Source organism: Pseudomonas sp. PONIH3 (assembly GCF_002934345.1).
GTDB lineage: Bacteria > Pseudomonadota > Gammaproteobacteria > Pseudomonadales > Pseudomonadaceae > Aquipseudomonas > Aquipseudomonas soli.
The window spans coordinates 3699442-3723316 of sequence record NZ_CP026386.1 but is presented as its reverse complement, the minus strand read 5'-3'; the positions used below and the strand labels follow the sequence as shown (position 1 = coordinate 3723316).

Sequence of the window (23875 nt, the reverse complement as noted above, 5' to 3'; positions counted from 1 at the left end):
TAATCACTGTGGCCCCAAGGGCCGAGGACAGCAACGATGTCGGATTACATCCAGGAACAGGGTGCGGTGGCGAGCAGCCCGAGCCGCCGTGAGGAACGCAAGATCATTTTCGCGTCATCCCTCGGGACAGTGTTCGAGTGGTATGACTTCTTTCTCTATGGCGCCTTGGCGGCGGTGATCAGCAAGCAGTTCTTTGCAGGGGTCAACGACACCACCGCGTTCATCTTCGCCTTGATGGCCTTCGCCGCCGGTTTCCTGGTGCGCCCGTTCGGCGCCTTGGTGTTCGGCCGTCTGGGGGACATGATCGGGCGCAAGTACACCTTCCTGGTGACCATCGTACTGATGGGCCTCTCGACCTTCGCCGTCGGTCTGCTGCCCACCTATGCCAGCATCGGTATCGCCGCGCCGATTATCCTCGTCATACTGCGCATGCTCCAGGGACTGGCATTGGGCGGCGAATACGGCGGTGCGGCCACTTATGTGGCCGAACACGCTCCGTCCGGCAAGCGCGGTTTCCATACCGGCTTCATCCAGTCCACCGCTACGCTCGGCCTGCTGTTGTCGTTGATCGTGGTCCTGGCCAGTCGCTATATCAGTGGCGATGAGTTCGAGACCTGGGGCTGGCGCCTGCCGTTCCTGCTGTCGATCGTCCTGCTGGCGATCTCCACCTGGATCCGCATGAGCATGCATGAGTCGCCGGCATTCGTGAAAATGAAAGCCCAGGGCAAGACCAGCAAGTCGCCGATCCGCGAATCGTTCACCTCCTGGCCAAACCTCAAGGTGGTCCTGACCGCGCTGTTCAGCATCAACGCCGGACAAGCGGTGACCTTCTACACCGCACAGTTCTATGTGCTGTTCTTCATGACCCAGATGCTCAAGATGGACCCGGCCCAGGCCAATACCCTGTTGATCATCAGCGTGGTGATCGGCGCGCCGTTCTTCGTGTTCTTCGGTTGGCTGTCGGACCGTATCGGGCGCAAGCCAATCCTCATGGTTGGGCTGTTGCTGGCCACCGTGTGCTACTTCCCGATATTCAAGGCGCTGAGCCATTACGCCAACCCGCAGATCGACGCCGCCAGCCGGGAAGCGCCCATTGTCGTCAGTGCCAACCCGCAAGGCTGCACCTTCCAGTTCGACCCGGTGGGCAAGGCCCGTTTCGACAGCCCTTGCGACAAGGTAAAGACCTTCCTGGTCAAACAGGGCCTGCCCTACAGCTCGGTCGAGGCTGCCGGCAGCGAAGTGCAGGTGAGCATCGGTGACAAGACCATCAACGGTTTCGACGAGGCGGCCATGCGCAGCGCCATCGAAGCGGCTGGCTATCCGGCCAAGGCCGACCCGGCGCATGTGAACCAGGTGATGGTGGTAGTGCTGATCGTTGCCATGATCCTGATCGCCACCATGACTTACGGGCCACTGGCGGCGGTCATGGTCGAGCTGTTCCCGACGCGGATCCGCTATACCTCGATGTCCCTGCCCTACCATATCGGTAACGGCTGGTTCGGTGGCTTCCTGCCAACGGTATCGTTCGCGTTGGTGGTGTATACCGGGGATATCTTCTATGGGCTGTGGTATCCGGTGCTGATCACCGGGGTGAGCCTGGTGGTAGGGATCTTCTGCCTGAAAGAGACCAAGGACGTTGATATCGATAAGGTCTAGGCAGTACAGATGACACTGCGTGCGGGCTTGTCCCGCGATACCGGCGCAGCCTGTGCCATCCATCGCGGGGCAAGCCCGATCACACGTACTCGCTATGCCACCATCAAACGAGCAAAAAAACCGGCGTAAAAGCCGGTTTTTTTATAGCGCGAAAAAACTTATGCACGATTTTCGCAAAAACGTCATACATGGAAATAAACAGCCAATTCAATCACTTAGCATGCTTTATCGATCATCCATGCAAAACTTGCTAACAAGTTATCCACAGATCGTCAGGCTGGCTGCTGCTCCGGGTTTTCCGCCAGCGGCGGCAGCGAACCCATGGCTCGCTGGGTCGCTTCGTTCCAGGCCTGGGCGCGGTCGTTCAGCTCGGCGATGGCGCGTGGGCCAGTGCCCACGGCATACATTGGTTCACCGATCACCACCTCGATGGTGCCCGGGCGTTTGCCCCAGCCTTCTCGCGGCCAAAACTTGCCGGCGTTGTGGGCAATCGGCAGTACCGGCAGGCCGGCGTTGACCGCCAGGGCGGTACCGCCACGGGAGAACTTGCCGATCTGGCCATGAGGCACGCGGGTGCCTTCGGGGAAGATCAGCACCCAGGTGCCTTGCTTGAGCAGCTCGTCGCCCTGGCTAGCGACCTGGCGCAGCGCTTCCTTGGGATTCTTGCGATCGATGGCGATCGGCCGCAGCATGGCCATGGCCCAGCCGAAGAACGGCACGTACAGCAGTTCGCGCTTGAGCACCTGGCTAAGCGGCGAGAAATACGCGGAGAGCAGGAAGGTTTCCCAGGTGCTCTGGTGGTTCGACAGGATCACGCAAGGTACTTTCGGTACGTTCTCGGCACCGGTGATCTTGTAGTCGATGCGCAGGATCGTGCGGGCCAGGAACAACGCACAGCGGCACCAGTACACGTTGATGAACTTGTAGCGCTTGGGGAACGGCAGGAAGGGCGCGACGAAGAAGCTCAGCGAGCACCACAGCAGTGAACTGGTGCCCAACAGCAGGTAAAAAAGAAAGATTCTGATCGCCTGCAGGATCGACATAGTGGCATGTACCGTTGCGGGGCGTGCCCGCCTAATGAAAAGTGCGCCGTTTCTGGCGCACTCATTTAAATAAGTTCTCTGGCGATAGCCGCCAGATCGTCGAAAATCAGTGTAGTTTGCGGGACGCCTTTTTCCAGGGTCCTCTCGCCCTTGCCGGTTTTTACCAACACGGGTTGTGCATCGACGGCCAGGGCCGCCTCCAGGTCACCTTTGCTGTCACCGACGAACCACACGCCGGCCAGGGACACCTGGTAATGCTCGGCAATGGTCCGCAGCATGCCGGGCTTGGGCTTGCGGCATTCGCAGCCCTCGTCCGGGCCGTGCGGGCAATGCACGATCAGGCCGACCTCGCCGCCCTGCTCGGCCACCAGCGCGCGCAGGCGCGCATGCATGGCCTCGAGGGTTTGCAGCGGGTAGTAGCCGCGGGCGATGCCGGACTGGTTGGTGGCCACGGCCACCGTCCAGCCCGCCTTGCTCAACTGCGCGATGGCCTCGATCGAGCCGGGAATGGGGATCCACTCCTCCAGCGACTTGATGTAGGCGTCGGAGTCGTGGTTGATCACTCCGTCTCGATCAAGAATCAGCAGTTTCAACGACTTACCCCAGCAGCGAGATATCGGCCACGCCCAGGAACAGACCGCGCAGGCGGCTGAGCAGGGCATAACGGTTGGCGCGTACCTTGGCGTCCTCGGCGTTGACCATCACCGCCTCGAAGAAGGCGTCGACCGGGTCACGCAGGGCGGCCAGACGGGCCAGGGCTTCGCTGTACTGACGCGCCGCGGCCATCGGTTGCACAGCCTGGTCGGCCTGCTGGATGGCCGAGTACAGGGAGAACTCGTTGGCGTTGTCGAAGTACTTGGGTTCGACCTGATCGGCGATGGCGCCTTCGGCCTTGCCCAGCAGGTTCGACACGCGCTTGTTCGCTGCAGCCAGCGCGTCGGCTTCCGGCAGCTTGCGGAAGGCCTGCACGGCCTGTACGCGTTGGTCGAAGTCCAGCGCCGAGCCGGGCTTCAGGGCACGCACCGCCAGGTAGGTGGAGACGTCGATGCCTTCATCCTCGTAGCGCGCGCGCAGGCGGTCGAAGACGAACTCCAGCACCTGCTCGGACAGGCCGGCGGCCTTGACGTTGGCACCGAACTGCTTGACCGCGAACTCGACCGCGACATTCAGGTCCAGATCCAGCTGCTTCTCGATCAGGATACGCAGCACGCCCAGGGCAGCACGGCGCAGGGCGTATGGGTCCTTGCTGCCGGTGGGCAGCATGCCGATGCCGAAGATGCCGACCAGGGTGTCTAGCTTGTCGGCAATGGCCACGGCGGCACCGGTGAGGGTCTGCGGCAGCTCGGCGCCAGCGCCGCGCGGCATGTACTGCTCGTTCAGCGCCAGGGCGACGTCTTGCGGCTCGCCGTCGTTGAGGGCGTAGTAGTAGCCGGCAATACCCTGCATTTCAGGGAATTCGCCGACCATTTCCGAGGCCAGGTCGCACTTCGACAGCAGACCGGCACGACCAGCATTGGCGGCGCTGCCACCGATGTACGGGGCAATGAAGGCGGCCAGCTTGGAGACGCGCTCGGCCTTTTCGAACACGGTCCCCAGCTGAGCCTGGAACACCACGTTCTTCAGGCGTTCGTTGAAGCTTTCCAGGGGCTGCTTCTTGTCCTGCTTGAAGAAGAACTCGGCGTCGGTCAGGCGCGGGCGCACGACCTTCTCGTTGCCCTGCACGATCTGCTTGGGATCACGGCTCTCGACGTTGGCCACGGTGATGAAGCGCGGCAGCAGCTTGCCTTCGCTGTCCAGCAGGCAGAAGTACTTCTGGTTGTCCTGCATGGTGGTGATCAGCGCTTCCTGCGGCACCTCGAGGAAACGCTCCTCGAACGAGCACACCAGCGGCACCGGCCACTCGACCAGGGCGGTTACTTCGTCCAGCAGCGCCGGCGGCACGATGGCCGTGCCTTCCTGCTGCATGGCCAGCTCTGCGGTGCGCTTGCTGATCAGCTCGCGACGCTCGGCAAAGTCAGCCAGCACGTGGGCCTTGCGCAGGTCCTCGACGTAGTTTGCCGGGGTGGTGATGAGTACGTTTTCCGGGTGGTGGAAGCGGTGGCCACGGGATTCACGGCCGGCTTTCTGGGCCAGGATGGTGCAGTCGACGACCTGATCGCCGAGCAACATCACCAGCCACTGGGTCGGGCGCACGAACTCTTCACGGCTGGCGCCCCAGTGCATGCGCTTGGGGATCGGCAGGTCGTTGAGCGAATCCTCGACGATGGTTGGCAGCAGGCTGGTAGTGGCCTTGCCCGGAATGTGCTGGGAGAAGCGCAGCTTCGGGCCGCTCTGGTCGATGTCCGACAGCTCGACGCCGCACTTCTTGGCGAAGCCCAGGGCGGCCTGGGTAGGTTCGCCGTCTTTGAAGGCAGCCTGCACGGGCGGGCCGTCGATGTTGATGCTGCGGTCTGGCTGCTGCACATCCAGCTGGCGGATCAGCACGGCCAGGCGGCGCGGCGCGGCGTAGACCTGCTTGCCGGTGTAGTTCAGGCCGGCGGCCTGCAGGCCTTTCTCGATGCCGGCGAGGAAAGCGTCGCCCAGCGTGGCGAGGGCCTTGGGTGGCAGCTCTTCGGTGCCCAGTTCAACCAGGAAATCTTGAGCACTCATTGTGCAGCCTCCAGCTTAGCCAACACTTCGTCACGCAGTTCAGGGGTGGCCATCGGGAAGCCCAGGCGTGCGCGAGCTTGCAGATAGCTTTGCGCTACGTCCCGGGCCAGGGTACGTACGCGCAGGATGTAGCGCTGGCGCTCGGTCACCGAGATGGCGCGGCGGGCGTCCAGCAGGTTGAAGGTGTGTGAGGCCTTCAGGACCATTTCGTAGGTGGGCAGCGGCAGGTCCAGCTTGATCAGACGGTTAGCTTCGCTTTCGTAGAAGTCGAACAGTTCGAACAGCTTCTCGACGTTGGCGTGCTCGAAGTTGTAGGTCGACTGCTCCACCTCGTTCTGGTGGAACACGTCGCCATAGGTAACCTTGCCGAACGGGCCGTCGGCCCATACCAGGTCGTAGACCGAGTCCACGCCCTGGATGTACATGGCCAGGCGCTCCAGGCCGTAGGTGATTTCACCAGTGACCGGGTAGCACTCGATACCGCCGACTTGCTGGAAGTAGGTGAACTGAGTCACCTCCATGCCGTTCAGCCAGATTTCCCAGCCAAGGCCCCAGGCGCCGAGGGTTGGCGATTCCCAGTTGTCTTCGACGAAGCGAATGTCGTGAACCAGCGGGTCGATGCCGATGGCCTTCAGCGAGCCGAGGTACAGCTCCTGGAAGTTCGCCGGGTTTGGCTTGAGCACCACCTGGAACTGATAGTAGTGCTGCAGGCGGTTGGGGTTTTCGCCATACCGCCCGTCGGCTGGGCGACGGCTGGGCTGCACATAGGCGGCGTTCCAGGTCTCCGGGCCCACGGCACGCAGGAAGGTAGCGGTGTGGAAAGTGCCGGCGCCTACTTCCATATCGTAGGGCTGAAGCACCACACAACCTTGAGCTGCCCAGTAGTTCTGCAGGGCGAGGATCAGGTCTTGGAAGGTACGCACGGCTGGCGTAGGCTGGCTCACGAAATTCACCTGTATCTGGGGATGCGGATGTAAAGAGCGGGAGTATACCCGATTCGCCTCGCCCTCTACGTTATTGGAGCCTTATGCCACGCTGCTTTTGGTGTTCCGACGATCCGTTGTATCAGGCCTATCACGACCACGAGTGGGGAACGCCGCAGCGCGACCCGGCGTTGCTCTTCGAGATGCTTTTGCTCGAAGGGTTCCAGGCGGGGTTGTCGTGGATCACGGTATTGAAGAAGCGCGAGCGCTATCGCGAGGTGCTGGACGGCTTCGATCCGCTGAAACTGTCGCAGCTCAGCGATGAACGCATCGAGGAGCTTATGCTGGATGCTGGCATCATCCGCAACCGCCTCAAGCTCAAGGCCGTGCGCCGCAATGCCCAAGCCTGGCTGGCTGTGGATAACCCCGCCGAGTGGCTATGGTCGTTCGTCGGCGGCGCGCCGAAGATCAACCATTTCCAGGGCCGTGGCGACGTGCCGGCGGTCACCGACGAGGCTAAGGCGATGAGCAAGGCCTTGCAGAAGGCTGGCTTCACTTTCGTCGGGCCGACCATCTGCTACGCCTTCATGCAGGCCACCGGCATGGTCATGGACCACACCACCGACTGCGATCGCTACGCCGCGCTGGTGCGCTGACGGGGTACAATGCGCGCCTTGCTGAAATAAGGAATTCGCCTGTGGAAAAGTTCAAGGGCGCCCTGATGGTCGGGGTGCTGCGCCTGTTTGCCAAGCTGCCCTGGGGCGCCGTGCAGCGCGTCGGCGCCGGTATCGGCTGGCTGATGTGGAAAATCCCCAACGGCTCGCGCAATGTCGTGCGCATCAACCTGGCCAAATGCTTCCCGGAGATGGACCCGGCCGAGCGTGAGCAATTGGTCGGTCGCGCGCTCAAGGACATCGGCAAGTCGTTCGTCGAAAGCGCCTGCGCCTGGATCTGGCCGCCGCAGCGCTCGCTCGACCTGGTCAAGGAAGTGCACGGCCTGGAAGTGCTGGAGCAGGCCCTGGCCTCGGGCAAGGGCGTGGTCGGCATCACCAGCCACCTGGGCAACTGGGAGGTGCTCAACCACTTCTATTGCAACCAGTGCAAACCGATCATCTTCTATCGCCCGCCGAAGTTGAAGGCGGTGGATGACCTGCTGCGTGAGCAGCGGGTGCAGATGGGCAACCGCGTGGCGCCTTCGACCAAGGAAGGCATTCTCAGCGTGATCAAGGAAGTGCGCCGGGGTGGCCAGGTGGGGATTCCCGCCGACCCGGAGCCGGCCGAGTCGGCCGGGGTGTTCGTGCCGTTCCTGGGTACCCAGGCGCTGACCAGCAAGTTCGTCCCGAACATGCTCGCCGGTGGCAAGGCTGTCGGGGTGTTCCTGCATGCGCTGCGCCTGCCGGATGGTTCAGGCTTCAAGGTATTCCTGGAAGCGGCGCCAGAGGCCATGTACAGCACCGATGTGAATGAATCGGCGGCAGCCATGAGCAAGGTGGTCGAGCGTTACGTGCGCGAGTACCCGAGCCAGTACATGTGGAGCATGAAGCGCTTCAAGAAGCGCCCGGCGGGTGAGGCGCGCTGGTAGGGGTTTGGGGAGCAATGGAACAGAAAGTGCACTTAAGCCCTACCAGCGCCGTTCAGAGCCTTCTTCCCAGGCATCGGCTTCGATAAAGCAGTTGCGCATGTCGGCTTCCTGGCTGATCTCGGTCAGCAAGTCATGCACGGTCTTGTCCAGCTCATCGTCGCTCCGATACGGAATGGCCAGTTCGTAGTTGCCCGACTCCAGCCGTTTCATACTGTAGGGCTCCAAGCAGTAGCGCTCGATATTTTCCTTGGCCCGTTTCCGGCCGCGAACGAACTTGCTGTTGTTCACCACCGCCAGGCGCAGCGTGACGGTGGCCACCTGCTCGGCGGCGGGCTCTGCCGGCGACGCGACATTGCGTTGCTGACCTCGCGGCTGGGCGCTCTTCTGGTGTGCGCCGATCTCAACACCACGATGGCGCAGGTAGCTGTACAGCGTGCTCTTGGAGATGTGTAACTTCTCGCCGATGGCGCTGACGCTCAGGCGGCCCTCGCGGTACAGCGTCTCGGCCGCCATGGAGGTGGCCTCGGCCTTGGCTGGGAGGCCCTTGGGACGGCCACCGATCCGGCCCCGCGCCCGCGCGGCCGACAAACCCGCCTGAGTCCGCTCGCGGATCAGCTCGCGCTCGAACTCGGCCAGCGAGGCAAACAGGTTGAACACCAAGCGACCTTGGGCGTGGGTGGTGTCGATTGGGTCATTCAGGCTCTGCAAGCCGACCTTGCGCTCTGCCAGCTCGCCGACCAGCTCGACCAGGTGTTTGAGGGAGCGCCCGAGGCGATCCAGCTTCCAGATCACCACGGTGTCGCCCGCTCGAACATGGGCTAGCAACTTGTCCAACTCCGGCCGGGCGCTTTTCGCGCCGCTGGCGATGTCTTGATAGATGCGTTCGCACCCGGCCTGTTTCAGGGCATCGACCTGGAGGTCGGCGTTCTGATCCCGAGTGCTCACCCGCGCATAACCGATCTTCATCAAAAGTACCGTTTACTCGACTACGTTAGTAATAGTTGAACTTTGATTAAGCGTACCAGTTATTTGAACCGTAGCGCAGGTAGGTTAACCAGCCGATTCCTGTCCACTTAAAGTTCGGCAAAACGAAGGTTTTTTTGAACCATTGCATAGCCCTTTGTGATTGGCGTATAAACACACAAACACCTACTAGCGGGGAACGCCATGAATACGATTCGCTGGAATGTCGCCGTCTCGGCCGACACCGACCAGTCGCTTCGGATGTTTCTGGCCAGCCAGGGCGGTGGCCGGAAAGGCGACCTGTCGCGCTTCATTGAAGAGGCGGTGCGGGCCCACATCCTGGAACTGACGGCCGAACAGGCCAAGGCCGCTAATGCCCATCTGAGCGAGGCAGAGCTGACCGAAGCGGTTGACGAAGCGCTCGACTGGGCACGTAAGCGCTGATGCGGGTCGTGTTGGATACCAACATCCTGTTCAGCGCACTGATCTCGCCGCATGGCGCGCCCGATGCGATCTACCGTGCCTGGCGGGCGGCGCGTTTCGAGGTAGTGACCTCGCGGATGCAGCTCGATGAAATCCGCCGAGCCAGCCGCTACCCCAAGCTCCAGGCCATCCTTCAGCCCGCCAAAGTGGGAGCCATGATCAATAACCTGCAACGGGCTGTGGTACTGGAGCGTCTGACCATCGAGGTCGAAGCCGATGATCCGGATGACTCGTTTCTGCTGGCCATGGCCCTGGCAGGCGATGCGGACTACCTGGTGACCGGTGATCGCCGCGCCGGCCTGCTGCAACGCGGGCACATCGAACGCACGCGGATTGTCACGCCCGCCGTGTTCTGCGCCGAGGTGCTGTGATCGATGCCGGTCGGTTTTCTGACCCAGGAGCAACGCGACGGTTTTGGCCGCTATGTCGATGCCCCCAGTCGTGAGGAGCTGGAACGCTACTTCCACCTGAGCGACGACGACCACAAAATCCTCCTACCGCTGCGCGGCGAGCACAACCGCCTTGGCTACGCCACCCAACTGACCAGCATCCGCTACCTGGGCACTTTTCCCGACGACTTTTCAGCCGTCCCCCAAGAGGTGCTGCAAGCGCTCAGTCGCCAGTTAGGCATTACCGATCCAACTTGTATCCTGGCCTATGCCGAAACCCGCCAACGTCAACGTCATGCCGCCGAGATTCAGGAGCGTTACGGCTATCGGGTGTTTGCTGATTCCAGCGTCGGCTTTCGACTTGCCCGCTGGCTGTATGCGCTCTGTTGGACAGGGACAGATCGTCCTGGCGAGTTGTTCAATCGGGCGACGACCTGGTTGCTGACGCACAAGGTTTTACTGCCCGGCGTCACCGTTCTGGAACGGTTCATCGCCCAACTGCGCAGCCGGGTCGAAGAACGCCTCTGGCTAACCCTTGGCCGCAGTGTGAGCGAGGCGCAACGGCAGCAGCTACAGGACTTGCTGCTGGTCGCCGAAGGCAACCGCAGTTCCCGGCTGGATCAACTGCGCTCCGGCCCGGTGATGGTCAGTGGCCCCGCACTGATTCGGGCGCTGCGCCGGCTTGATGACGTGCGCGGCATCGGCATCGCCTTGCCAGCGGCGGCGCACATCCCGCCCAGCCGTATCGCGGCCCTGGCTCGCTTCGCCAACACCGCCAAGGTCACGGCGATCAACCGGCTGCCGGCGTCGCGGCGGATGGCGACACTGGTGGCGTTCGCCCTGTGCCTGGAGGCCACCGCGCACGACGACGCCCTGGAGGTCCTGGAAGCGCTGTTACGCGACCTGTTCAGCAACGCGGAGAAGGCCGACAAGAAAGCCCGCATGCGCAGCCTGAAAGACCTGGATCGCTCGGCGGCGACGCTCGCCGCCGCGTGCAAGGTCGTGCTGGACAGCTCAATCAGCGATGACAACGTGCGCGCCCGGCTGTTCAACGACCTGCCGAGGGCCTCGCTGGAGAAAGCCCTGGAAGATGTCAATGCGCTGATCCGCCCGGTTGACGATGTGTATTTTCTCGCCCTGGAGGCGCGCTACCGCAGTGTGCGCCGTTTCCTGCCCGACCTGCTCAAGCACATCCGCTTCGGCTTCAGCCCGGCCGGCAAAGGCGTGGTCGCCGGCCTGGATTGGTTGCAGCTGAACCTGCCCCGCCGGAAACCGGAGGATGACGCGCCGCAGGAGATCGTGGCCAAGGCTTGGCAGAAGCACATTACCCGCGAGGATGGCTCCCTCGACATGGGCGCCTATGTGTTCTGCACGCTCGATGCGCTGCGCACGGCCCTGCGCCGGCGCGACGTGTTCGTCTCGCCCAGTTGGCGCTATGCCGACCCGCGTCTCGGCCTGCTCGACGGTGCCGAATGGCTGGCGGCGCGGCCGATCATCTGCCGCTCGCTGGGCCTGACCATTGACGCCGGCACCACCTTGGATGCGCTGAGCGCCGAGTTGGATGCGACCTGGCAGGCGGTCGCGGCCCGCCTACCCGACAACCCCGCGATCCAGCTGAGCGAGAACGCCGAGGGCAAGACCGAGCTCTCGCTCGGCACACTGGACAAGCTGGAGGAGCCGAACTCGCTGCTGCAACTGCGAGCAGCCGTGGCTGATCTGATGCCGCGTGTCGATCTGCCGGAAATCCTCTTGGAAATCGCCGCTCGCACCGGCTTCGCCGAGGCCTTCACCCATGTGTCCGAGCGCAATGCGCGGGCCGACAACCTGGTCACCAGCCTCTGCGCGGTGCTGCTGGGTGGGGCCTGCAACACCGGCCTGGAGCCGCTGATCCGCACCGACAATCAGGCGCTACGCCGCGACCGGCTGTCCTGGGTCAGCCAGAACTATATCCGTGACGACACGCTGTCAGTGGCAAACGCCATTCTGGTGGGGGCGCAGAGCCAACTGGAGCTGGCCCAGGTCTGGGGCGGCGGCGAGGTCGCCTCCGCCGATGGCATGCGCTTCGTGGTACCGGTGCGCACCGTGCATGCTGGCCCCAACCCGAAGTATTTCGGCACCGGCCGGGGCGTCACCTGGTACAACTTGATTTCCGATCAGTTCTCCGGCCTCAACGCCATCACCGTGCCCGGCACCCTGCGCGACAGCCTGGTGCTGCTGGCCGTGGTGCTGGAACAGCAGACCGAGTTGCAGCCGACGCAGATCATGACCGACACCGGGGCCTACAGCGATGTGGTGTTTGGGCTGTTCCGCCTGCTCGGCTACCACTTCAGCCCGCGCCTGGCCGACGTCGGCGGTACCCGTTTCTGGCGCACGCGCCCGGAGGCGGATTACGGCAAACTCAACGGCCTGGCCCGGCAGTCGGTCAAGCTCGATCTGATCGCCGAGCACTGGGACGACCTGCTACGCCTGGCCGGCTCGCTCAAGCTCGGCCGAGTGCCGGCCACCGGCATCATGCGCACCCTGCAAACAGGGGATCGTCCCACCCGCCTGGCCCAGGCGCTGGCTGAGTTCGGTCGCATCGAGAAGACCTTGCACACCCTGACCTACATCGACGACGAGTCCAAGCGCCGCGCCACCCTGACCCAGCTGAACCGGGGCGAAGGCCGCCACAGCCTGGCCCGCGCCGTGTTCCACGGCAAACGCGGCGAGCTGCGCCAGCGCTACCGCGAAGGCCAGGAGGACCAGCTCGGCGCCCTCGGCCTGGTGGTGAACATCATCGTGCTGTGGAACACCCTCTACATGACGGCGGCCGTAGAACGGCTCAGGCAGCACGGCTACCCGGTGCTGGAGGAGGATGTCGCGCGGCTCTCGCCACTGATCCACGAGCACATCAACATGCTGGGCCGTTACTCCTTCGCGGTGCCGGAAGAGGTTACCCGCGGCGAACTGCGGCCGCTGCGCAATCCGGACGACGACCAGTAGGTGTAACGGCCTGGGTTCGAAATCGGCCGGGCACCGCACTCGATGCCACTTCCAGCTCAGACGGATTGCGACTGACGGAGTCCTCGGGCTCACGCTTTCTGCGACCAGCAAGAGCCACTTTTCCGGTGCAGCGCGAATTAGCCGTCCTGACGGGTACTGACCTTTTGTGTGCAGGGGTGATCAGGCTCGGATGCCGCCCTCTTATCTGCTCGCGACATGAAACGCTGATAGCACTCCAGGCCACAGAAGTGCACGACATACTCGGAACCTTCCGGCGTCAGTGCGGCGTCAAGGGGAATGTCCTTGCAGCATTCGCAGCAGCTGATGGTGGAGGTGTTGTTTGTGTTCATGATGGGGGTTCCTCCATCGTCCAAGAAAACCTAGCAACGCTTTCCCCCCGTGACTGAGCGCCGATCGACCTGCAGCCTCCCTGCCCAACTCGGCAGTGGTGGTCGCGCCGTGCTCCGAGCGGGTCACGGTCGCTTCCGAAAGGCCTGCAATGCCGCTCGCAGGAAGAGGATGAAGAAAACCGCCAGCACGAGCGTCGCGAGGCTCCACTGCTCGCTGACGAACGCGCCGGCCGCTGTCCCCGAAAGCAGCAATGCCAGCACCGGCAGATGGCAAGGGCAGGTGAGCGCGGCGAGCACGCCCCAGGTGTAAGCACGCCAGCGGAAGACCTTGCTTGACTCAACGTGATCGGCGTTACGCATAGGCAGAACCTTCGCCGGCGCAATGAGTCAGCCCGGCCAGCTGGGTTGCCACTGCGGCTAAGGCCGCCTGCCGTGCCGTGACTAGCCGGAGCAGGCACTCGACGCAGCCGATCAAGTCGGCGCCATCGTCCGCATCGAGCGCCCGGCAGAGCCGTGCCAATTCGTCGAGCCCGATACCAGACTCGAAGGCGGCGCGCACGAAGCGCAGACGCGCCAGGGACCGCTCATCGAAAATGCCGTAACCGCTCTCCGTGCGCCGCGCGGGGTGCAGCAAGCCACGCAGCACATAGTCGCGCACCACATGCACGCTGACGCCCGCGTCCTCGGCCAGTCTGGATATGGTGTAGGCATTCATCACCGACACTCCCGGTCTTCCCCGCAAACTAGGGCGCTCAGATATTTCCTTCCGGCTAGGCGTTCAGGTAGCCAGATGAGCAATGGCGTAACCCCTAGTGCCAGGAGCAACCACAGCCGGGAGTGATACTCGCCGTTTGGGGCAAACCCATAAGCCAGCAGCGCACCCAGCGCGAGCATCAGGAAATACGGCCCGGTGATGTAGCAGTGAAGGCGGCGACAGCGCGCGGCGTTGACCAGGCAGGCGCCGCCCATCACGAGTAGCGCGGCGCTCGCTGCCAGGAACAACGCAGGGCGTCGATCCGCCAGAACAAGCGCTATGGTCGCCACGACGGCAGGCAGCCCCCATAAGCTGATTACCTGCCAGGTCTTGCGCAGGCTGTCGCGACTGCCGAGATCGCTTGCCGTGTCGTTCATGCTTCAACCTCGCGCGCTCATTACCCGGCGCAGCAGGACAGCTGCTTGACGTCCTTGGCGAAGGTTTGCGCCGCGAGCTTCAGCCCCTCGACCATCGTCAGGTAGGGGAACAACTGGTCGGCCAGTTCCTGCACCGTCATCCGCGCCCGGATGGCGATGGCGGCGGTCTGGATCAGTTCGCCCGCCTCCGGGGCCACCGCCTGCACGCCGATGAGCCGTCCGCTACCTTCCTCGATGACCAGCTTGATGAAACCCCGCGTGTCGAAGTTGGCCAGTGCGCGTGGCACGTTATCCAGGGTCAAGGTGCGGCTGTCGGTCTCGATGCCGGCGTGGTGCGCCTCCGCTTCGCTGTAGCCCACGGTGGCCACCTGCGGATCGGTGAACACCACGGCCGGCATGGCGTCGAGATTGAGCTTCGCCTCGCCGCCGGTCATGTTGAGCGCCGCACGGGTGCCTGCGGCCGCCGCCACGTAGACGAACTGCGGCTGGTCGGTACAGTCGCCGGCCGCATAGATATCCGGGGCACTGGTGCGCATGCCCGAGTCGATCTGGATGGCACCGCGTTCGTCCAGCTTCACGCCGGCGCCTTGCAGATTCATGCCTTGGGTGTTGGGCGTGCGGCCGGTGGCGACGAGTAGTCGGTCGGCATGCAGCTCGCCATGATTGGTGCTCAGGATGAACTCGCCGTCGACGTGGGACACCTGGCTGGCTTGCGTGTGTTCCAGCACTTCGATGCCCTCCATACGGAAGGCTGCCGTCAGCGCTTCACCGATGGCCGGATCTTCGCGGAAGAACAACGTGCTGCGTGCCAGGACCGTGACCTTGCTGCCCAGCCGGGCAAAGGCCTGCGCCAGTTCCACCGCCACCACCGAGGAGCCGATCACGGCGAGCCGCTTAGGAATGGTGTCGCTCGCCAGCGCCTCGTCCGAGGTCCAGTACGGGGTGTCCTTGAGTCCGGGAATCGGTAGAACGGCCGGGCTCGCGCCGGTGGCGATCAGGCAGCGGTCGAAGGCGACGATGCGCTCGCCGCCCTCGGCCAGTTCCACGCTGAGCGTGCGGCCGTCCTGGAAACGGGCGGTGCCGCGTACCAGGGTGATCGCCGGCGTGCTCTCCAGAATGCCTTCGTACTTGGCGTGGCGCAGTTCGTCGACACGACCCTGTTGCTGGGCGAGCAACCGCTCGCGCAGGACGGTCAGGCTCGTGGTGGACAGTCCGGCGTCGAACGGGCTCTCGCGCCGCAGATGGGCCACATGCGCGGCGCGAATCATGATCTTGGAGGGCACGCAGCCAACGTTGACGCAGGTGCCGCCGATGATGCCGCGCTCGATCAGGGTGACGCGCGCACCGCCTTCCACCGCCTTGAGCGCGGCCGCCATGGCGGCGCCACCGCTGCCGATGACCGCCACGTGGAGCCTGTCGCCATCTTTCCCGGCGCCAATGCTGCCGCTCAACCAGCCCCGCGCCTTGTCGAGCAGGCCTGAGCGGGTAGGTGCCGTGGCGTCTTCGAACGCCGCTCGATACCCCAGGGCCTCGACGGCGGCCTGCATCTGTTCACGGCTTACGCCCTCGTCGACCTTCAGTTCGGCCTTCCCGCTGGCGTAGGAAACATCCGCCCGATGCACGCCGGGGATCTTCTCCAAGGCCTCTTTCACATGCTCGACACAGGAGGCGCAGGTCATGCCGACGATTTGTAGTTTGGTCATAGTGTTATTCCTTCATTTTGGCGGAGTCGGACAGGACGTCGGGGAGCAACGGCGGTGGGCGGGCGACACGAGATCCCAGATGGACACCCCAAACATGAGGGCCAGGCCGATATAGAGCAGCCAGCCGCTCCGCCAGCCGTGAGCCAGCATCAAATACACCGCTATCAGCACCAGGGCCGGGCCGATCAGGCCAGGCGCAGCGCGTCGCCACTGCCGGTGACTGAACCCGCCGAGGGCATTGACGAGCAGGGCCAGCCCGGCAAATAACGGCAGCAGCGTGGTGATGAACAGGCCTTCCCACTGGCTCAGAAAGCCCAGACCGATCGCCGCCCCCAGACCGGCAAGGGCGGGGAAACACGAGGCACAGCCTATGGCAGAAATCAGCACGCCAACGGACCCGGCTTTGTCACCGATCCGCGTGAACAAATTGAAAGGGTTTGCCATCGGAATGCCCGCCTACTGCTTGACGCTGGACGGGTAGCCGGCGTCCTCGGTCGCCTTAGTCAGCGCCTGGACATTGGTCTTGGCATCATCGAAGGTGACGATGGCCTCGCGGTTCTCATAGCTCACCTCGGCCTTGGTCACGCCCTCGACCTTGGTCAGCGCCTTCTTCACCGTGATCGGGCAAGCGGCGCAGGTCATGCCCGGCACCGCCAGAGTGACGGTCTGCGTGGCCGCCCAGGCAGGTGCGGCGACTAGGGTGGCGAGGGCGAAGGATGCAAGCAGTTTTTTCATGGCGGACTCCTGATCAGTAGAACAAGGGAAGGATGTAGGGGAAGCCGAGCGCGACCAGCACCAAGGCCGTTACCAGCCCGAACAGCAGCTTGTAGGTGGTGCGTACCTGGGGCACGGCGCAGACCTCACCCGGTTTGCAGACTTGAGCCGGGCGGAAAATGCGTCGCCAGGCGAAGAACAGCGCGACTAACGCCGCACCGATGAAGAGCGGGCGGTAAGGTTCCAGCACGGTCAGGTTGCCGATCCAGGCCCCGCTGAATCCCAGTGCGATCAGAACCAGCGGCCCAAGACAGCAAGTCGAGGCGAGAATCGCCGCAAGCCCCCCGGCGACAAGAGGGGCGCGCCCGTTTGATGGTTCAGACATGCATTTCTCCTTTCGAGCATGTGAGCGATGGTTTAAGGTTACTTCCGTAGTCAAGTACGGAGTCAAGCAGTATGGAAAACACTGTGGAAAGCCTGACCATCGGCGCCTTCGCCAAGGCGGCCGGGGTCAACGTGGAAACCATCCGGTTCTATCAACGCAAGGGGCTGTTGCCCGAACCGGACAAGCCCTACGGCAGCATTCGCCGCTACGGCGAGGCGGACGTGGCCCGGGTGAAATTCGTCAAATCCGCGCAACGACTGGGCTTCAGCCTCGATGAGGTGGCCGGGCTGTTGCGATTGGATGACGGCGCTCACTGCGACGAAGCGCGCGTGCTCGCCGAGCAGAAGCTCGAGGATGTGCGGGGGAAACTCGCGGATCTGCGGCGGATCGAGTCGGTGTTGGCGCGGCTGGTTCACGATTGTTGTGCGAGCCACGGGACGGTTTCCTGTCCGCTGATCGTTTCGCTGCAGGGGGAAAAGGAACTGCGCTGACTCCGCGCGTTAACCGAGGATTTCCCGATGCGTGAGGCACCTCCGGGGTCGGCTTGCGCTTGGCAAAACAGCGGCGCTCATTGAGCGCCGCTGAATGGCCAAAGGAGCACTTGCATAGGCCACAGGTTAGTACTGCATCAGCAGCTCATGTTCTACTTTGCAGGCGGACAGCCGGGCTGCGCCTCGACCCGGCCAGCCGCCGTGGCCCCCAGTTGCTCAATCTTCTTGGCGGTTTCCGCCACCAAGGCCGCCTCAGCCTTGTCGCGCATAGCGGCGATTCGCTCGATTGAACGGTCGCTCCCGCTCTCGGCCCATACGGTGGATGACAGCAGAGTCGCACCAACTATCAGCAGTAGTCTTAGGTATTTCATAACAGCCTCCTCTCGGGTTTTCTACCCACGAGCCGACTCTATCTCCGTAGTTAAGTACGGAATCAAGGAGAGATGGAGATGAAGGTCCTGGATTATGGCGCTGAGAGGAAATGGCAGGGCTTAAGTGCACTTTCTGTTCCGTTGCTCCCCAAACCCCTGGTACTGAGATTTTTGGGGGCTGCAAAGCAGCCCCGGCATTCTCAGACCTTGTTCAACTTTTTCAGGAACACCGTCATCTCTTTCTCGGCCTGCTTGTCCCCATGGGCCTGCGCCGCCTCGATCCCCTCTTCCCAGGCCTTGCGCGCGCCAGCCAGATCTCCGCTGAGCTGATACGCCTTGCCCAGCAGCTTCCATGCCGCCGAATACTTGGGGTCCTGCTTCACGCAGCTGGCCAGGTGCACCGCCGCCTCAGCGCCATTGCCCTCGTCCAGCCAGGCCTTGCCCAAGCCAAAGCGCAGCAGCGGGTTATCCACACCCTTGGCCAGCATCTTCTCCAGCGATTCACGCATGCCCTTCCCTCCTAGAAGAAACTCAAGCCCACGTGGAACAGCTTCTCCACGTCCCGAATATGCTTTTTATCCACAACGAACAGGATCACATGGTCGCCCGACTCGATCACCGTGTCGTCGTGGGCAATCATCACTTCGTCCTCGCGGATGATTGCGCCGATGGTGGTGCCTGGCGGCAGGTTGATGTCCTCGATGGCCTTGCCGACCACCTTGCTCGACTTCGAATCGCCATGGGCCACGGCTTCGATGGCCTCGGCCGCGCCGCGGCGCAGCGAATGCACGCTGACGATATCGCCACGGCGCACGTGGGCCAGCAGGGTACCGATGGTGGCCAATTGCGGGCTGATGGCGATGTCGATGTCGCCACCCTGCACCAAGTCGACATAGGCCGGGTTGTTGATGATGGTCATCACCTTGCGCGCGCCCAGGCGCTTGGCCAGCAGCGACGCCATGATGTTGGCCTCGTCGTCGTTGGTCAGGGCCAGGAAGATGTCGGCGTCGGCGATGTTCTCTTCGAGCATCAGGTCCTTGTCCGATGCGCTGCCCTGCAGCACCACGGTGCTTTCCAGGGTATCGGAGAGCTGGCGGCAACGGGCCGGGTTCATCTCGATGATCTTCACCTGGTAGCGGCTCTCGATGGCCTCGGCCAGGCGCTCGCCGATCTGCCCGCCACCGGCGATGACCACGCGCTTGTTGCTCTCGTCGATACGGCGCAGTTCGCCCATCACCGCGCGGATGTCCTTTTTCGCTGCGATGAAGAACACCTCGTCGTCAGCTTCGATCACCGTGTCACCCTGTGGGGTGATCGGCCGGTCGCGCCGGAAGATGGCCGCCACGCGGGTGTCGACGTTGGGCATGTGGGCGCGGATCTGGCGCAGTTGCTGGCCGACCAGCGGCCCGCCGTAGTAAGCGCGGACCGCCACCAGCTGGGCCTTGCCCTCGGCGAAGTCGATCACCTGCAGGGAGCCGGGGTGTTCGATCAGGCGCTTGATGTAGTTGGTCACCACCTGCTCGGGGCTGATCAGCACATCCACCGGAATATGGTCGTTGTCGAACAGTTCTTCGCGAGTCAGATAGGCCGACTCGCGCACCCGGGCGATCTTGGTCGGGGTGTGGAACAGCGAGTACGCCACCTGGCAGGCGACCATGTTGGTCTCGTCGCTGTTGGTCACCGCCACCAGCATGTCGGCATCGTCGGCGCCGGCCTGGCGCAACACCGTCGGCAGCGAGGCGCGGCCTTGCACGGTGCGGATGTCGAGGCGGTCGCCGAGGTCGCGCAGGCGCTCGCCATCGGTATCGACCACGGTGATGTCATTGGCTTCGCTGGCCAGGTGTTCCGCCAGCGTGCCGCCCACCTGCCCTGCGCCGAGGATGATGATCTTCATCCACTACTCCCTACGTTCTTGTGCTTACCGCGAGGCGGCGATCTTGATCAGCTTGGCATAGTAGAAGCCGTCGTGGCCGCCTTCCTGGGCCAGTAGCTGGCGCCCGTGGGGCTGGCGCAGACCGGCCTCGGTGGCCAGGTCCAGCTCGCGGGCACCGGGGGTGCGGGCGAGGAAGGCGTCGATCACTTCGGTGTTCTCGGTCGGCAGGCTCGAGCAGGTGGCGTACAGCAGCATGCCGCCCACTTCCAGGGTCGGCCACAGGGCGTCGAGCAGCTCGCCTTGCAGCGCGGCCAGGGCCGGGATGTCGTCGGCCTGGCGGGTCAGCTTGATGTCCGGGTGGCGGCGGATCACCCCAGTGGCCGAGCAGGGGGCGTCGAGCAGGATGCGCTGGAAGGGCTTGCCGTCCCACCAGCTGGCGGTGTCGCGGGCGTCGCAGGCGATCAGCTCGGCATCGAGCTTGAGGCGGTCGAGGTTCTCGCGCACGCGCGTCAGGCGCTTGGCCTCGAGGTCGATGGCGACCATGTGCGCCAAGCCCGGTTCGGCTTCAAGCAGGTGGCAGGTCTTGCCGCCCGGGGCGCAGCAGGCGTCGAGCACGCGCTGGCCGGGGGCCAGTTCCAGCAGGTCGGCGGACAGCTGCGCGGCTTCGTCCTGCACGCTCACCCAGCCGTCGGCGAAGCCTGGCAGGCCGCGCACGTCGCAAGCCTCGGCCAGGACGATGCCGTCACGGCTGTACTGGCAGGCGCTGGCGCCGATACCGGCCTCGGCCAGCAGCGCGAGGTAAGCGTCGCGGCCGTGGTGGCGGCGGTTGATGCGCAGGATCATCGGCGGGTGGGCGTTGTTGGCGGCGCAGATGGCTTCCCACTGCTCCGGCCAGAAGGCCTTGAGCGCCTTTTGCAGCCAGCGCGGATGGGCGGTGCGCACTACCGGATCGCGCTCCATGCCGGCCAGCAGTGCCTCGCCTTCGCGCTGGGCGCGGCGCAGCACGGCATTGAGCAGGGCCTTGGCCCACGGCTTCTTCAGCTTGTCGGCACAGCCGACGGTTTCGCCGATGGCGGCGTGGGCTGGGATGCGGGTGTAGAACAGTTGATACAGGCCGACCAGCAGCAGCGCCTGCACATCGGCGTCGGCAGCCTTGAACGGCTTCTGCAGCAGTTGCGCGGCCAGCAGGTCCAGGCGCGGCTGCCAGCGGGCGGTGCCGAAGGCCAGGTCCTGGGTCAGGCCACGGTCGCGCTCATCGACCTTGTCCAGTTGCGCTGGCAGCGAGCTGTTCAGCGAAGCCTTGCCGCTGAGTACAGCGGCCAAGGCACGGGCGGCAGCCAGGCGTGGATTCATTGGCCGAGCACCTTGCCACTGGCGAATTTCTCGCGGCGGCTGTTGAACAGGTCGGCGAAGTTGAGGGCCTTGCCACCCGGCAGTTGCAGGCGGGTCAGGCTCAGGGCCTGGTCACCGCAGGCGACCACCAGGCCATCTTTGCTGGCCGACAGGATTTCGCCGGGGGCGCCCTGGGCTGTGGACAAGTTGGCGGCCAGCACCTTCACGCTTTCGCCGTCCAGGGTGCTGTGGCACACCGGCCAGGGGTTGAAGGCGCGGATCAGGCGCTCAAGCTCCACGGCCGGGCGGCTCCAGTCGATGCGCGCTTCGTCCTTGTTCAGCTTGTGGGCGTAGGTGGCCAGGGCATCGTCCTGCACTTCACCTTGCAGGCTGCCATCGGCCAAGCCGGCGATGGCCTGCACCACGGCGCCCGGGCCCATGGCGGCGAGGCGGTCGTGCAGGGTACCGCCGGTGTCCTCGGCGCTGATCGGGGTGACCACCTTGAGCAGCATCGGGCCGGTGTCCAGACCTGCTTCCATGCGCATCACGGTCACACCGCTCTCGGCGTCACCGGCTTCAACGGCGCGCTGGATCGGCGCCGCACCACGCCAGCGCGGCAGCAGCGAGGCGTGGCTGTTGATGCAGCCCAGGCGTGGGATATCCAGCACAGCTTGCGGCAGGATCAGGCCGTAGGCGACCACCACCATCAGGTCCGGCTTCAGTGCGGCGAGTTCGGCCTGGGCGTCGGCGTTGCGCAGGGTCTGCGGCTGGTACACCGGGATGTCATGGGCCACGGCCAGCGCCTTGACCGCGCTTGGCATGAGCTTCTGGCCACGCCCGGCCGGGCGGTCGGGCTGGGTGTAGACGGCCACGATCTCGTACGGGCTGTCGAGCAAAGCCTTGAGGTGTTCGGCGGCAAACTCTGGGGTGCCTGCGAAGACGATGCGCATGGAGTTCTCGCTTCTTGAAAAAGAAAAAGGCTTGCCGGAGCAAGCCTTCTGGAAGGTGGGGATCAGGCTTGCTGGCGGTGCTGCTTTTCCAGCTTCTTCTTGATCCGGTCACGTTTGAGCTGCGACAGGTAGTCGACGAACAGCTTGCCGTTGAGGTGATCGAACTCGTGCTGCACGCACACCGCCAGCAGGCCCTCGCATTCCAGCTCGTACGGCTTGCCGTCGCGGTCCTGAGCCTTGACCCGGACGCGCAGTGGGCGGTCGACGTTTTCGTAGAAGCCCGGCACCGACAGGCAGCCTTCCTGGTACTGGCCCATGTCGTGGGTCAGCTCTTCGACGCTGGGGTTGATGAAGACGCGCGGCTCGCTGCGATCTTCGCTCAGGTCCATCACCACGACTTGCTGGTGCACGTTGACCTGGGTGGCCGCCAGGCCGATGCCCGGGGCCTCGTACATGGTTTCGAACATGTCGTCGATCAGCTGGCGCAAGGCGTCGTCAAACACCGTTACCGGTTTGGCAATGGTACGCAGGCGCGGATCGGGAAATTCGAGAATGTTCAAAATGGCCATGGCGGTCAGGCAGTCACTGTGCGGTCGGTTGAAAACTGAGCACACATAATAAAGGGAAACGGTGGACAAGGCACCTGTGAAAGCTCGGCTAGGGTCTTTATGGGCTTGATAGCTGCCATTTAATGGACAGCTTTTCAAAGTATTACCCACAAAGTTATCCACAGGCTGTGCCACGCCGATGGCCCCCTGTCGATCGAGGAGGATCACCCATGAGCACACTCCGTTCTTCGCCTTGCTCGCCTGCCGAACTGGAGGCGCGGCTGCGTCTGCATCGCCTCCCCGACATCGGCCTGCGCCGCTTTCTTACCCTGATCGAAGCCTTTGGCAATGCCTCATCGGCACTCAGTGCGCCGGCCAGTGCCTGGCGTGCGCTGGGGTTGCCAGCCGCCAGTATCGATGCCCGTCGCAGCCCTGAAGTGCGCGACGGCGCATTGGCTGAAATGGCCTGGATAGAGCGCCCTGGCCAGCATTTGCTGATGTGGGACGGGCCTGGCTACCCCGCATTGCTGAGTGAAATCGACGACCCGCCACCCCTGCTGTTCGTCGCCGGTGACCCCGCTTTGCTGGAGCATCCGCAGCTGGCGATTGTGGGTAGCAGGCGTGCTTCACCACCGGCGCTGGATACTGCGGCTGCGTTTTCGCGCTGCCTGGCGCAAGCCGGGTTCACCATCACCAGCGGGCTGGCGCTGGGCGTTGACGGTGCCGCTCATCGGGCCGCGCTGAAAGCCGGAGGGCAGACCATTGGAGTGCTCGGCACGGGGTTGCAAAAACTTTATCCACAGCGCCACCGTGACCTTGCCCGGGCGATGCTCGACAGTGGCAGCGCGCTGGTCTCCGAGTACCCGCTGGATGCCGGGCCGCTGGCCGGTAACTTCCCCAGGCGCAACCGCATCATCAGCGGGCTGTCGCTCGGCGTGCTGGTGGTCGAGGCGAGCATCGCCAGCGGCTCATTGATCACCGCGCGCCTTGCCGCGGAGCAAGGGCGCGAGGTGTATGCCATTCCGGGTTCGATCCACCACCCCGGCGCCAAGGGCTGCCACCAACTGATTCGCGACGGTGCGCTGTTGGTGGAAAGCGTGGAACAGATCCTCGACAGCCTGCGCGGTTGGCAGAACCTGCCGGGCGCGCCTATGGGCAAAGCCGACCATCCCCTGCTCGCCTTGCTCCACGCCGCACCCCACACCAGCGAGGGCCTGGCGCACAGCAGCGGTCAGCCTTTGGCCCAGGTATTGGCCAGCCTCACCGAGCTGGAGCTCGAGGGCCGGGTCAGCAATGAAGCCGGGCGTTGGTTTGCCCGTTCCGGCTAAGTACACTGCGCACACGGCGTTTATGCGGA

At 63.9% G+C, this 23875-nt stretch carries 27 protein-coding genes; 8 read left to right on the top strand and 19 right to left on the bottom strand.

Going from position 1 to position 23875, the window contains the following annotated elements; translation table 11 throughout:
• Window positions 1-36: 36 nt before the first annotated feature.
• Window positions 37-1656, top strand: coding sequence for an MFS transporter (locus C3F42_RS17165; protein ID WP_094010820.1), 1620 nt, complete (start codon window positions 37-39; stop codon window positions 1654-1656).
• A 272-nt stretch (window positions 1657-1928) separates the two neighbouring features.
• Here C3F42_RS17165 and C3F42_RS17160 read toward each other — a convergent pair whose 3' ends face one another.
• The 4 genes from C3F42_RS17160 to glyQ form a co-directional block, all read right to left on the bottom strand.
• Complete coding sequence (locus tag C3F42_RS17160; protein ID WP_094010819.1) at window positions 1929-2699, bottom strand: 1-acyl-sn-glycerol-3-phosphate acyltransferase; 771 nt, start codon at window positions 2697-2699, stop codon at window positions 1929-1931.
• 65 nt (window positions 2700-2764) lie between these two features.
• Complete coding sequence (gene gmhB / locus C3F42_RS17155; protein ID WP_038707089.1) at window positions 2765-3292, bottom strand: D-glycero-beta-D-manno-heptose 1,7-bisphosphate 7-phosphatase; 528 nt, start codon at window positions 3290-3292, stop codon at window positions 2765-2767.
• 4 nt (window positions 3293-3296) lie between these two features.
• A complete protein-coding gene (gene glyS / locus C3F42_RS17150) occupies window positions 3297-5348 on the bottom strand; it encodes a glycine--tRNA ligase subunit beta (protein ID WP_094010818.1) in 2052 nt (683 codons plus the stop codon).
• Window positions 5345-6292, bottom strand: a complete 948-nt coding sequence (glyQ, locus tag C3F42_RS17145; protein WP_023629852.1) for a glycine--tRNA ligase subunit alpha — start codon at window positions 6290-6292, stop codon at window positions 5345-5347. The genes glyS and glyQ overlap by 4 nt, the downstream gene beginning before the upstream one ends.
• An 83-nt stretch (window positions 6293-6375) precedes the next feature.
• Here glyQ and C3F42_RS17140 point away from each other — a divergent pair, with 83 nt between their 5' ends.
• The gene (locus C3F42_RS17140; RefSeq protein WP_038707091.1) at window positions 6376-6927 is read left to right on the top strand and encodes a DNA-3-methyladenine glycosylase I; all 552 of its coding nucleotides are present in this window, start codon (window positions 6376-6378) and stop codon (window positions 6925-6927) included.
• Window positions 6928-6968: 41 nt separating this feature from the next.
• Window positions 6969-7853, top strand: a complete 885-nt coding sequence (locus tag C3F42_RS17135; RefSeq protein WP_104444672.1) for a lysophospholipid acyltransferase — start codon at window positions 6969-6971, stop codon at window positions 7851-7853.
• Between the two features lie 39 nt (window positions 7854-7892).
• Here the strand turns inward: C3F42_RS17135 and C3F42_RS17130 are convergent, their stop codons facing one another.
• Entirely contained in the window at window positions 7893-8819 is a 927-nt protein-coding gene (locus tag C3F42_RS17130; protein WP_004574516.1) for a recombinase family protein, read from the bottom strand.
• Between the two features lie 201 nt (window positions 8820-9020).
• Here C3F42_RS17130 and C3F42_RS17125 point away from each other — a divergent pair, with 201 nt between their 5' ends.
• The 3 genes from C3F42_RS17125 to C3F42_RS17115 are packed head-to-tail and all read left to right on the top strand — an operon-like array spanning window position 9021 to window position 12670.
• Window positions 9021-9260 (top strand): ribbon-helix-helix domain-containing protein, encoded by a 240-nt coding sequence (locus tag C3F42_RS17125; protein ID WP_004574517.1) that lies wholly within the window; start codon window positions 9021-9023, stop codon window positions 9258-9260.
• Window positions 9260-9670: a putative toxin-antitoxin system toxin component, PIN family gene (locus tag C3F42_RS17120; protein WP_004574518.1), complete on the top strand. Its 411-nt coding sequence runs from the start codon at window positions 9260-9262 to the stop codon at window positions 9668-9670. Before C3F42_RS17125 ends, C3F42_RS17120 begins: the two co-directional genes overlap by 1 nt.
• A 3-nt stretch (window positions 9671-9673) precedes the next feature.
• Window positions 9674-12670 (top strand): Tn3 family transposase, encoded by a 2997-nt coding sequence (locus C3F42_RS17115; protein WP_004574519.1) that lies wholly within the window; start codon window positions 9674-9676, stop codon window positions 12668-12670.
• A gap of 137 nt (window positions 12671-12807) precedes the next feature.
• Here the strand turns inward: C3F42_RS17115 and C3F42_RS17110 are convergent, their stop codons facing one another.
• The 8 genes from C3F42_RS17110 to merT form a co-directional block, all read right to left on the bottom strand.
• The gene (locus C3F42_RS17110; RefSeq protein ID WP_004574520.1) at window positions 12808-13020 is read right to left on the bottom strand and encodes a DUF3330 domain-containing protein; all 213 of its coding nucleotides are present in this window, start codon (window positions 13018-13020) and stop codon (window positions 12808-12810) included.
• Between the two features lie 123 nt (window positions 13021-13143).
• Window positions 13144-13380: a broad-spectrum mercury transporter MerE gene (gene merE, locus C3F42_RS17105; protein WP_004574521.1), complete on the bottom strand. Its 237-nt coding sequence runs from the start codon at window positions 13378-13380 to the stop codon at window positions 13144-13146.
• Entirely contained in the window at window positions 13373-13735 is a 363-nt protein-coding gene (merD, locus tag C3F42_RS17100) for a mercuric resistance transcriptional repressor MerD (RefSeq protein ID WP_004574522.1), read from the bottom strand. The genes merE and merD overlap by 8 nt, the downstream gene beginning before the upstream one ends.
• Entirely contained in the window at window positions 13735-14151 is a 417-nt protein-coding gene (locus C3F42_RS17095) for a hypothetical protein (protein ID WP_004574523.1), read from the bottom strand. The genes merD and C3F42_RS17095 overlap by 1 nt, the downstream gene beginning before the upstream one ends.
• A gap of 20 nt (window positions 14152-14171) precedes the next feature.
• Window positions 14172-15854 (bottom strand): mercury(II) reductase, encoded by a 1683-nt coding sequence (gene merA / locus C3F42_RS17090; RefSeq protein WP_004574524.1) that lies wholly within the window; start codon window positions 15852-15854, stop codon window positions 14172-14174.
• 12 nt (window positions 15855-15866) lie between these two features.
• Window positions 15867-16298, bottom strand: coding sequence for an organomercurial transporter MerC (gene merC, locus C3F42_RS17085; RefSeq protein WP_004574525.1), 432 nt, complete (start codon window positions 16296-16298; stop codon window positions 15867-15869).
• A gap of 12 nt (window positions 16299-16310) precedes the next feature.
• Window positions 16311-16589, bottom strand: a complete 279-nt coding sequence (gene merP, locus C3F42_RS17080; RefSeq protein WP_004574526.1) for a mercury resistance system periplasmic binding protein MerP — start codon at window positions 16587-16589, stop codon at window positions 16311-16313.
• Between the two features lie 13 nt (window positions 16590-16602).
• The gene (merT, locus tag C3F42_RS17075) at window positions 16603-16953 is read right to left on the bottom strand and encodes a mercuric ion transporter MerT (RefSeq protein WP_004574527.1); all 351 of its coding nucleotides are present in this window, start codon (window positions 16951-16953) and stop codon (window positions 16603-16605) included.
• 71 nt (window positions 16954-17024) lie between these two features.
• On the opposite strand from merT, the gene merR reads away from it, so the two are divergent.
• Complete coding sequence (gene merR, locus C3F42_RS17070; protein WP_004574528.1) at window positions 17025-17444, top strand: Hg(II)-responsive transcriptional regulator; 420 nt, start codon at window positions 17025-17027, stop codon at window positions 17442-17444.
• Window positions 17445-17596: 152 nt separating this feature from the next.
• On the opposite strand, the gene C3F42_RS17065 is transcribed toward merR, so the two are convergent.
• The 6 genes from C3F42_RS17065 to def form a co-directional block, all read right to left on the bottom strand.
• Window positions 17597-17815 (bottom strand): co-regulatory protein PtrA N-terminal domain-containing protein, encoded by a 219-nt coding sequence (locus tag C3F42_RS17065; RefSeq protein WP_004574529.1) that lies wholly within the window; start codon window positions 17813-17815, stop codon window positions 17597-17599.
• Between the two features lie 200 nt (window positions 17816-18015).
• Window positions 18016-18324 (bottom strand): tetratricopeptide repeat protein, encoded by a 309-nt coding sequence (locus tag C3F42_RS17060; protein WP_023629850.1) that lies wholly within the window; start codon window positions 18322-18324, stop codon window positions 18016-18018.
• A gap of 11 nt (window positions 18325-18335) precedes the next feature.
• Window positions 18336-19709, bottom strand: a complete 1374-nt coding sequence (gene trkA, locus C3F42_RS17055; protein WP_023629849.1) for a Trk system potassium transporter TrkA — start codon at window positions 19707-19709, stop codon at window positions 18336-18338.
• Between the two features lie 24 nt (window positions 19710-19733).
• Window positions 19734-21041: a 16S rRNA (cytosine(967)-C(5))-methyltransferase RsmB gene (rsmB, locus tag C3F42_RS17050; RefSeq protein ID WP_094010817.1), complete on the bottom strand. Its 1308-nt coding sequence runs from the start codon at window positions 21039-21041 to the stop codon at window positions 19734-19736.
• Window positions 21038-21970: a methionyl-tRNA formyltransferase gene (fmt, locus tag C3F42_RS17045; RefSeq protein ID WP_038707093.1), complete on the bottom strand. Its 933-nt coding sequence runs from the start codon at window positions 21968-21970 to the stop codon at window positions 21038-21040. Before fmt ends, rsmB begins: the two co-directional genes overlap by 4 nt.
• Window positions 21971-22032: 62 nt before the next feature.
• The gene (def, locus tag C3F42_RS17040) at window positions 22033-22539 is read right to left on the bottom strand and encodes a peptide deformylase (protein WP_038707094.1); all 507 of its coding nucleotides are present in this window, start codon (window positions 22537-22539) and stop codon (window positions 22033-22035) included.
• Window positions 22540-22748: 209 nt separating this feature from the next.
• Between def and dprA the strand changes: the two genes are divergently transcribed.
• Window positions 22749-23846 (top strand): DNA-processing protein DprA, encoded by a 1098-nt coding sequence (dprA, locus tag C3F42_RS17035; protein ID WP_094010816.1) that lies wholly within the window; start codon window positions 22749-22751, stop codon window positions 23844-23846.
• Window positions 23847-23875 lie beyond the last annotated feature (29 nt).

Bases quoted from the DNA above. Each gene is read 5' to 3' on its own strand.
- fmt (WP_038707093.1), bottom strand. From the start codon at position 21,970: ATGCGCATCGTCTTCGCAGGCACCCCAGAGTTTGCCGCCGAACACCTC.
- C3F42_RS17060 (WP_023629850.1), bottom strand. From the start codon at position 18,324: ATGCGTGAATCGCTGGAGAAGATGCTGGCCAAGGGTGTGGATAACCCG.
- rsmB (WP_094010817.1), bottom strand. From the start codon at position 21,041: ATGAATCCACGCCTGGCTGCCGCCCGTGCCTTGGCCGCTGTACTCAGC.
- glyS (WP_094010818.1), bottom strand. From the start codon at position 5,348: ATGAGTGCTCAAGATTTCCTGGTTGAACTGGGCACCGAAGAGCTGCCA.
- C3F42_RS17160 (WP_094010819.1), bottom strand. From the start codon at position 2,699: ATGTCGATCCTGCAGGCGATCAGAATCTTTCTTTTTTACCTGCTGTTG.
- C3F42_RS17120 (WP_004574518.1), top strand. From the start codon at position 9,260: ATGCGGGTCGTGTTGGATACCAACATCCTGTTCAGCGCACTGATCTCG.
- merD (WP_004574522.1), bottom strand. From the start codon at position 13,735: ATGAATGCCTACACCATATCCAGACTGGCCGAGGACGCGGGCGTCAGC.
- merA (WP_004574524.1), bottom strand. From the start codon at position 15,854: ATGACCAAACTACAAATCGTCGGCATGACCTGCGCCTCCTGTGTCGAG.
- C3F42_RS17095 (WP_004574523.1), bottom strand. From the start codon at position 14,151: ATGAACGACACGGCAAGCGATCTCGGCAGTCGCGACAGCCTGCGCAAG.
- merE (WP_004574521.1), bottom strand. From the start codon at position 13,380: ATGCGTAACGCCGATCACGTTGAGTCAAGCAAGGTCTTCCGCTGGCGT.
- merP (WP_004574526.1), bottom strand. From the start codon at position 16,589: ATGAAAAAACTGCTTGCATCCTTCGCCCTCGCCACCCTAGTCGCCGCA.
- trkA (WP_023629849.1), bottom strand. From the start codon at position 19,709: ATGAAGATCATCATCCTCGGCGCAGGGCAGGTGGGCGGCACGCTGGCG.
- merC (WP_004574525.1), bottom strand. From the start codon at position 16,298: ATGGCAAACCCTTTCAATTTGTTCACGCGGATCGGTGACAAAGCCGGG.
- C3F42_RS17125 (WP_004574517.1), top strand. From the start codon at position 9,021: ATGAATACGATTCGCTGGAATGTCGCCGTCTCGGCCGACACCGACCAG.
- merR (WP_004574528.1), top strand. From the start codon at position 17,025: ATGGAAAACACTGTGGAAAGCCTGACCATCGGCGCCTTCGCCAAGGCG.
- C3F42_RS17130 (WP_004574516.1), bottom strand. From the start codon at position 8,819: ATGAAGATCGGTTATGCGCGGGTGAGCACTCGGGATCAGAACGCCGAC.
- C3F42_RS17140 (WP_038707091.1), top strand. From the start codon at position 6,376: ATGCCACGCTGCTTTTGGTGTTCCGACGATCCGTTGTATCAGGCCTAT.
- C3F42_RS17115 (WP_004574519.1), top strand. From the start codon at position 9,674: ATGCCGGTCGGTTTTCTGACCCAGGAGCAACGCGACGGTTTTGGCCGC.
- dprA (WP_094010816.1), top strand. From the start codon at position 22,749: ATGAGCACACTCCGTTCTTCGCCTTGCTCGCCTGCCGAACTGGAGGCG.
- C3F42_RS17165 (WP_094010820.1), top strand. From the start codon at position 37: ATGTCGGATTACATCCAGGAACAGGGTGCGGTGGCGAGCAGCCCGAGC.
- merT (WP_004574527.1), bottom strand. From the start codon at position 16,953: ATGTCTGAACCATCAAACGGGCGCGCCCCTCTTGTCGCCGGGGGGCTT.
- def (WP_038707094.1), bottom strand. From the start codon at position 22,539: ATGGCCATTTTGAACATTCTCGAATTTCCCGATCCGCGCCTGCGTACC.
- C3F42_RS17110 (WP_004574520.1), bottom strand. From the start codon at position 13,020: ATGAACACAAACAACACCTCCACCATCAGCTGCTGCGAATGCTGCAAG.
- C3F42_RS17065 (WP_004574529.1), bottom strand. From the start codon at position 17,815: ATGAAATACCTAAGACTACTGCTGATAGTTGGTGCGACTCTGCTGTCA.